This is a genomic window from Chitinophagaceae bacterium (assembly GCA_030053935.1).
Classification (GTDB): domain Bacteria; phylum Bacteroidota; class Bacteroidia; order Cytophagales; family JASGCU01; genus JASGCU01.
Genome location: JASGCU010000086.1, coordinates 2,838 through 10,229 on the forward strand (window position 1 = coordinate 2,838; position 7,392 = coordinate 10,229).

The window sequence follows — 7,392 nt, forward strand, 5'->3', positions numbered from 1 at the left end:
AAGAAGGAATAGAAAAAGGGAGGAAAGAAGGAATAGAAAAAGGGAGGAAAGAAGGGAGAAAGCAAGCAGTACTTGGATTACATAAAAATGGAATTTCTACTTCCATTATAGCATCATCATTGAATATAACAGAAAAAGAAGTGTTGAAAATAATAGATAATCATAAGTAGATATAAAAAATTCTTTAAAAGAATATATTATTTTTAATTTTACATAATTTTAATCAACCATTAAACACACAAAATAGCATGAAAAAAGTTTTTTTAATAGTAAGCATGTGCTCGTTCTTTTATAGCGAAGCACAAATATTTATCCTAAAAAGTAATACCCTTAAATACGAAGATAAGAGAATAGAATCTCTCAAGGAATTAGAAACAGTAGATGTTACGGAATCTGAATTTACTGCCAAATGGGAAGTAGTAAAATGGGCAACGGGCTATGTTTTAGACGTTTCCACAAACAGAGATAAGTTTGATGAGTATATGATTCCAAATTATAAAAACCTTTCATTAATTTATAATAATAAAACAATATCTCGATTGAAGCCGTCCACACAGTATTATTACAGAGTATCTGTTTTGAAAGAAAACAATGTAAGCGACCCTTCCCCAATACAATCCGTAAAAACAAAAGATATGAAGGTACCTACCCTCAACGAACCCAAAGGCATTGGCAGCAATGACTTTACTATACAGTGGAATATGGTAGAAGGAGCACTTTCCTATCAAATAGATATTTCGACTGATGATAAGTTTACAAATATACAAAACTCTTACCCAAACATAACAGGAGAGCAACATACAGTATATTTTCCCACACCAAGTGGAACATATTACTACCGAATAAAAGCAATGAATCAAGACATATCTACTGATTACTCTCGAACAAAAAAAATAACATTAGAAGATAACGTAGAAGATATAACCAATCTACACATACACTATGAAAGTGCAGAAAATGCCATCGCAGTCATTATCGGAAATAAAAACTATGAAAATAATATAAAAGCGGTAGAATACGCCATTAACGATGCCCAAAGTATAAAAAATTACGTAAAAGAGGTGATGGGTTTTTCAGAAGAAAATATTTTATACAAGGAAGATGCTATCTCTACTGATTTTATTAAATTATTTGGAAATGAAAAGACCTTTGAAGGAAGCCAACTTTATAAACGTATAAAAAAAGGAGAAAGCAAAGTATTTATCTTTTATGCAGGTCATGGTGCCCCCAGCACTCACACAAAAGAAAACTATTTTATACCCGTAGATGCTGATATTCTCAGCCCCGAGATATTAGGGTACTCTATGAAAACCTTTGAGCGTAACATCTCCCGCATGCCCGCAAAATCTATAACCATAGTATTAGATGCATGTTTTTCAGGAATAAATATGCCACAGATTGCCGAAGGTATATCAGGATTTAAAGCAATCCCTTTAAAAATAGAAAACTCCGAAGATAAAATATGGTTCGCCTCTTCCTCAGGAGAGCAAGCATCTACCTGGTATGAAAAAAAACAACACGGAACCTTTACTTATTACTTCCTCAAAGGCATACAAAGTAAAGCCACCGATGAAAATAAAGATGGAAATGTTACCTACAAAGAATTACAAAACTATCTTATCCACCCCGATAATGTGACTTATACCGCCCGAATTTTGCATAATATAGAGCAAACACCACAAGTACAGGCATCAGAAACCATGTTACAAAATATATTCTTCACTTATAAAAATGAATAAACAACTATGAAAAAATACTTTTTACTATTCTTCCTCAACCCTCTTTTCTCAGACATTTGTTTCTCTCAAGAAATATCTGTAAGTCAAGCAGGAAATGGAAATGAAATTAACATTTCCTACCAATTAGAAGAAATAATACGACCTTATGTGAAACAGATAGAGGGTCAACTATTTCGAGTAGCACTCTTTTGTTCCTATAATGGATATAAACAAGCAATCCCTCTCTCTGAACTGAAAGGCGATGCAGGAGATATTATATCCGTAAATGGACAAAAAAAAATTATATGGACACCTTCCGACATAGATGTAAAGATTCTCAAAATAAAAGATATTGATTTCAAAATAGAAGCCCGCTTAGTATATAATCCATTACAATCTCTCTCTCTCTCAAAGAATAAAGTTAAAAAAAAAATCAAAATCTTTGGAATAGGAGGAACTGAAAACGAAACTATATCTGTTAGCTTATATACAGAAAACGGACAATACGTAGGAAATATAGGAAGTTATAATATTATAAAACCATATTCTTTTTCTCAACAAATATCTATTCCCGCAAGAATAAACGGCACTAAAGTACCCCGTGGCAAAAATAATTTTTATAAACTACAGGTTCAATTCAAAAACCCTTACGGAAAAACACAAAGCATACAAAGCCCATCTTTCATCCTCAAAAGAAGAGGCGGTGCATTGATTACTACCTTACTTATTGCAGGAACATCTACTGCTATATGGTATTACTTTTATACTAAAAATACTTCAACAGAACTACCAAGCCCACCTTCACCCTCAAATTAACAAATGCAAAAAAAAGATATATCCATAGTTATTCCTCTATTTAACGAGGAAGAATCTCTCCCCGAACTCATTTCATGGATTGATGCAGTGATGAATAAGCAATCCTTTGACTATGATATTATACTTGTTGATGACGGGAGTAAGGACAATTCATGGGAAACCATTAAAACCCTTTCTCATAACAACCCGCATATTACTGCTCTCAGATTGAGAAGCAATTCAGGAAAATCAGCAGCACTTCACGCAGGGTTTCAAATCGCCTCAGGTGACGTAGTCATAACAATGGATGCAGATTTACAGGATAGCCCCGAAGAAATCCCTTTCCTGTATAAAATGATACAAGAAAATAACTTTGATATGGTATCCGGTTGGAAAAAAATGCGACACGATCCTCTTAATAAAACCATACCATCAAAATTATTTAACGCTGTTACCCGAATGGTTTCAGGAATACAATTACACGACTTTAACTGCGGACTAAAAGCATACAAACAAGACGTTATAAAAAGTATAGAAGTGTATGGCGAGATGCATCGATACATACCTGTAATAGCAAAAAAAAACGGATTTACTAAAATCGGAGAAAAAATAGTACAACACCAAGCCCGAAAATACGGTGTAACCAAATTTGGAATGGAACGTTTCCTCTATGGATTTCTAGACCTTTTATCTATATCATTTGTCAGTAAATTTAGAAAAAGCCCAATGCACTTCTTCGGTTCTTTTGGAATATTTTTTTTCTTAGTAGGATTCGGAATAACCTTTTGGCTTCTCTTTGAAAAAGTATACTACACTTTTCTCATCCAAACAAATTACACACATATTACTATACGCAGAGATGTAGTAGAGAATACTTCTTTTTATATTGGTCTCACTTCTATTATTATAGGAGTCCAACTCTTTTTAGCAGGGTTCTTAGCCGAAATGATTACTACTATGGGAAATCAAAAAAATAATTATATCATAAAAGAGAAAATCCAATCATAATCTCACTCTGAAACTCTCTTTTATAGAAATATCATTTTTTATCTCATTTTCATACCATGTTTCATCATTTTACTTAATTGTTCCAGTTGTTTTATAGCTTTGTTGACTTCTGTAATATCTGTGCCACTCCCCTTTGCTATTCTTTTTTTTCGGCTTATGTTGTCAATCAATTGGGGGTTTCTTCTTTCTTGGGGGGTCATAGAAAGTATAATTGCTTCGGTTTTTTTTATAAAGGATCCTTCCACGTTATCTAAATCTTCTTTTGATATTTTGGGTAAGCCGGGTATCATACCTATCATACTTTTCATTCCTCCCATTTTTCGCATACTTTTTATTTGATCTAAGAGGTCATCAAATCCAAATGTATTATTTTTTATTCTTTTGTTAAGACGGATTTCTTGTTCTTTATCATATACTTGTTCTGCTTTTTCTACTAAGCTGACTATATCCCCCATACCTAATATTCTTTGTGCCATTCTATCGGGATAAAAAATATCTAAGGCATCCATTTTTTCTCCATTAGAAATAAATTTTATGGGTTTATTAACTACCGTTTTGATAGAAAGAGCGGCTCCACCTCTGGTATCGGCATCTAATTTTGTGAGGACTACCCCATCAAATTGTATTCTGTCATGGAATGCCTTTGCGGTGTTTACCGCATCTTGCCCGGTCATAGAATCTACTACAAAGAGTGTTTCTTGAGGATGGATTTCATGTTTTAGGGTTTCTATTTCGGTCATCATAGTATTATCTATTCCTAATCGTCCTGCGGTATCTACTATGATTGTTTTTTTTCCTTTTTCTTTTCCAAAAGCGATTCCTTTTTTTGCAATTTCTAAAACATTTTTGTTTCCTTTTTCTGCGTATACCTCTACATTTATAGTATCTCCTAGGGTTTGAAGTTGGTCTATTGCTCCTGGTCTATATACATCTGCGGCTATGAGAAGTACCTGTCTTCCTTGTGATTTGAATCTATTGGCAAGTTTTCCACAAAAGGTGGTTTTTCCAGATCCTTGGAGACCTACTACCATTATAATATTGGTGTCTGAATGGAGATGCAGGTCTTGTTTTTCACTTCCCATAAGGATGGTGAGTTCTTCTTGGATGATTTTTACGAGCATTTGTCCTGGGGATACTGCGGCTACTATTTTTCTCCCTATTGCTTTTTCTTTTACAGTATCCGTAAATTCTTTTGCTATTTTATAGTGGACATCTGCATCTACTAATGCTCGTCTAATTTCTTTGACGGTATCGGATATATTTGCTTCGGTTATAACTGTGTTTCTTCGGAAGCCACTAAAAATTTTTTCTAATCTATTACTTAAATTATCAAACATATTTTCTTATTTTTTTTTGAGACCAATTTCTTTGAGACGTTCTTCTAAAAAAGCCCCTGCTGTGATAGGTTCAAACTTTCTTGGGTTCTCTTGCGTAATACAACTTTCTATGCAAGAAAGGTCCATTTCACTTCGTGGGTGCATAAAAAAAGGAACAGAGTAGCGAGATGTATTCATTTTTTCTCGAGGAGGGTTTACCACTCTATGAATAGTGCTTTTAAGGACATTATTTGTATGCCTCGCAAGCATATCTCCTACATTTACTACTAATTGTTCGGGGAGAGCGGTAATAGGTATCCATTTCTCGTCTCTTCTCAATACTTGAAGTCCATCAGCACTCGCTCCCATTAAGAGGGTTATGAGGTTTATGTCTCCATGTTCTGCGGCACGAACAGCATCTGCGGGAACAGAATCAGGATCTGTAATAGGATAGTAGTGTATTGGGCGTAATATGCTATTTCCATTATGAATCTTTGCATCAAAATAATCTTCAGGCAGATGAAGATAGAGTGCTATTGCTCGGAGCATTACTTTGCCTGCTGTTTCTAATACTCGATATACCTCAGTAGTTGTTTTTTCAAAGTCAGGGATTTCTTGAGGAAATATATTATCGGGGTATTCTTTTTGTATAGGATCATTATCTGTAACGGTCTGTCCTATATGATAAAATTCTTTTAGGTCCCCGGTAGATCTTCCTTTGGCATGTTCTTTCCCTTTGCCAATATACCCTCGTTGTCCCGCAAGTTCTGTATTTTCATATTGTTTTTTTATATCATCGGGGAGAGCAAAAAAACTCTTAATTGTTCCATACAATTTTTCTTGCAGAGCAGGGTTCAATCCATGGTTTTTAATAGAAACAAATCCTATATTATTATATGCTTCTCCTAAATCTCTGACAAACTTCTGTTTACTTTCTCCTCCCGAAGTAAATGCTGCTAAATCTAATGACGGGATTTCATTATATAATTTTTGATTGTCCATTTTATATATATTGTTATTGTGAAATAATTGTTTATTACTATACACTGTCTCTAAAAAAGAGATTTCCTTTTTTAGTTTCTTTTGTTACTCAGTAGCTTACTCTTCTCTATATTTCCCCATAGAGCAAAATTTTTCTATTCGCTTAGCTCTCAGTTCTTGGGCTGGTATTTGTTTGAGAAGGGTGATATTCTCTATAATTATTTTTTTAATAGAAGCCGCAGCTTCTTTCAGATGAGTATGTGCTCCCCCTAATGGTTCTGTAATAATGCCATCTATCATTTGATGTTGGAGCATATCTTGAGAGGTAAGCTTCAGAGCGGTAGCGGCTTGTTCTTTAAAATCCCAGCTTCGCCAGAGAATAGAAGAGCAAGATTCGGGAGAAATTACAGAATACCACGTGTTCTCCATCATAAATATCTTATCTCCCACTCCTATTCCTAATGCTCCACCAGAAGCACCCTCTCCTATAACAATACAGATAATCGGAACGGTAAGAGAAAACATATTTTTTATATTATGGGCAATCGCTTCTGCCTGCCCTCTTTCTTCTGCTCCTATACCAGGAAAAGCCCCCGGCGTATCTATAAAAGTGACTATCGGCTTATTAAATTTCTCTGCAATACGCATAAGACGCAGTGCCTTTCTGTACCCTTCAGGGTTAGGCATTCCAAAATTCCTCATCTGTCTTTGTTTTATATCTCTCCCTTTTTGATGCCCTATAAGCATAACCGATTCATTCCCAATAATTCCAAATCCCCCCACCATTGCCTTATCATCAGCAAAATTCCTATCCCCATGCAATTCTATAAAATTCTCTGTGATTTCAAAAATATAATCTAATGTATAAGGTCTTTGCGGATGCCGAGACAACTGAACTCTCTGCCAAGGACTAAGCTTCGAAAATATCTCTTTGGTTATATTCTCTAAATGCTCCTCTAATATCGTTATCCTACTGTTTACGTCTTTACCCGTATGCAAAGCAGCAACTTTTAACTCCGCAATTTTTGACTTTAATTCTATAATCGGTTTTTCAAAATCTAAATCCATAACGTGTAATAGCGTTTAGTTTTACAATAAAATACGTTCTCCCTGAAAATAACTTCTTGTTTTATATAATCCAATAATCCGCAATAAATACCTTGTAAGATACTCTTGCTGTATCCCATTTTTTGCGATAAAAACATTCTTCGCAAATGCCATAAAAAAAACAAATTTACTTTTTTACATATATATTTCCCTATACCAATAAAAAAACATTGTTTTTTCTTTCTTATTTCTCTATTTTTTTTTATAAACATCTCATAAAAACACTTTTCTCTCAAATCATTTTCCAAAACGCAATCATTCTCTTTTATGTTCGGTATGAAATGTTATGGAAGATTTTCCCTTGTAAATTGTAAAGTCTACTTTCCTCGTTGTGATGATTCTTTCTTTATAACTGCAAGGACCTAATATGCTTTCAGAGAGTAAACTTCCACTCTTTATTTGCCATGATTTTCTTATTTCTCTAAATACAAAGATTATAATCGGAGATTATGGTTCCCTAATCGGAG

General features: G+C 34.2%; 6 protein-coding genes. 3 read left to right on the forward strand and 3 right to left on the reverse strand.

Going from position 1 to position 7,392, the window contains the following annotated elements; translation table 11 throughout:
• The first annotated feature begins 248 nt into the window (after positions 1-248).
• Genes QM536_08210 through QM536_08220 form a run of 3 tightly spaced genes read left to right on the forward strand, consistent with a single transcriptional unit; the run spans position 249 to position 3,521 of the window.
• Positions 249-1,739, forward strand: coding sequence for a caspase family protein (locus QM536_08210; protein ID MDI9356987.1), 1,491 nt, complete (start codon positions 249-251; stop codon positions 1,737-1,739).
• A 6-nt stretch (positions 1,740-1,745) separates the two neighbouring features.
• Positions 1,746-2,534: a hypothetical protein gene (locus QM536_08215; GenBank protein ID MDI9356988.1), complete on the forward strand. Its 789-nt coding sequence runs from the start codon at positions 1,746-1,748 to the stop codon at positions 2,532-2,534.
• 3 nt (positions 2,535-2,537) lie between these two features.
• The gene (locus QM536_08220) at positions 2,538-3,521 is read left to right on the forward strand and encodes a glycosyltransferase family 2 protein (protein MDI9356989.1); all 984 of its coding nucleotides are present in this window, start codon (positions 2,538-2,540) and stop codon (positions 3,519-3,521) included.
• Between the two features lie 38 nt (positions 3,522-3,559).
• On the opposite strand, the gene ffh is transcribed toward QM536_08220, so the two are convergent.
• The 3 genes from ffh to QM536_08235 form a co-directional block, all read right to left on the reverse strand.
• Complete coding sequence (gene ffh / locus QM536_08225) at positions 3,560-4,858, reverse strand: signal recognition particle protein (GenBank protein ID MDI9356990.1); 1,299 nt, start codon at positions 4,856-4,858, stop codon at positions 3,560-3,562.
• 6 nt (positions 4,859-4,864) lie between these two features.
• Entirely contained in the window at positions 4,865-5,839 is a 975-nt protein-coding gene (locus tag QM536_08230) for a 2-oxoglutarate and iron-dependent oxygenase domain-containing protein (GenBank protein ID MDI9356991.1), read from the reverse strand.
• Between the two features lie 96 nt (positions 5,840-5,935).
• Complete coding sequence (locus QM536_08235; protein MDI9356992.1) at positions 5,936-6,886, reverse strand: acetyl-CoA carboxylase carboxyltransferase subunit alpha; 951 nt, start codon at positions 6,884-6,886, stop codon at positions 5,936-5,938.
• Positions 6,887-7,392 lie beyond the last annotated feature (506 nt).

Excerpts from the sequence above, each read along its gene's own strand:
- QM536_08235 (MDI9356992.1), bottom strand. The coding sequence starts at position 6,886 with ATGGATTTAGATTTTGAAAAACCGATTATAGAATTAAAGTCAAAAATT.
- ffh (MDI9356990.1), bottom strand. The coding sequence starts at position 4,858 with ATGTTTGATAATTTAAGTAATAGATTAGAAAAAATTTTTAGTGGCTTC.
- QM536_08220 (MDI9356989.1), top strand. The coding sequence starts at position 2,538 with ATGCAAAAAAAAGATATATCCATAGTTATTCCTCTATTTAACGAGGAA.
- QM536_08210 (MDI9356987.1), top strand. The coding sequence starts at position 249 with ATGAAAAAAGTTTTTTTAATAGTAAGCATGTGCTCGTTCTTTTATAGC.
- QM536_08215 (MDI9356988.1), top strand. The coding sequence starts at position 1,746 with ATGAAAAAATACTTTTTACTATTCTTCCTCAACCCTCTTTTCTCAGAC.
- QM536_08230 (MDI9356991.1), bottom strand. The coding sequence starts at position 5,839 with ATGGACAATCAAAAATTATATAATGAAATCCCGTCATTAGATTTAGCA.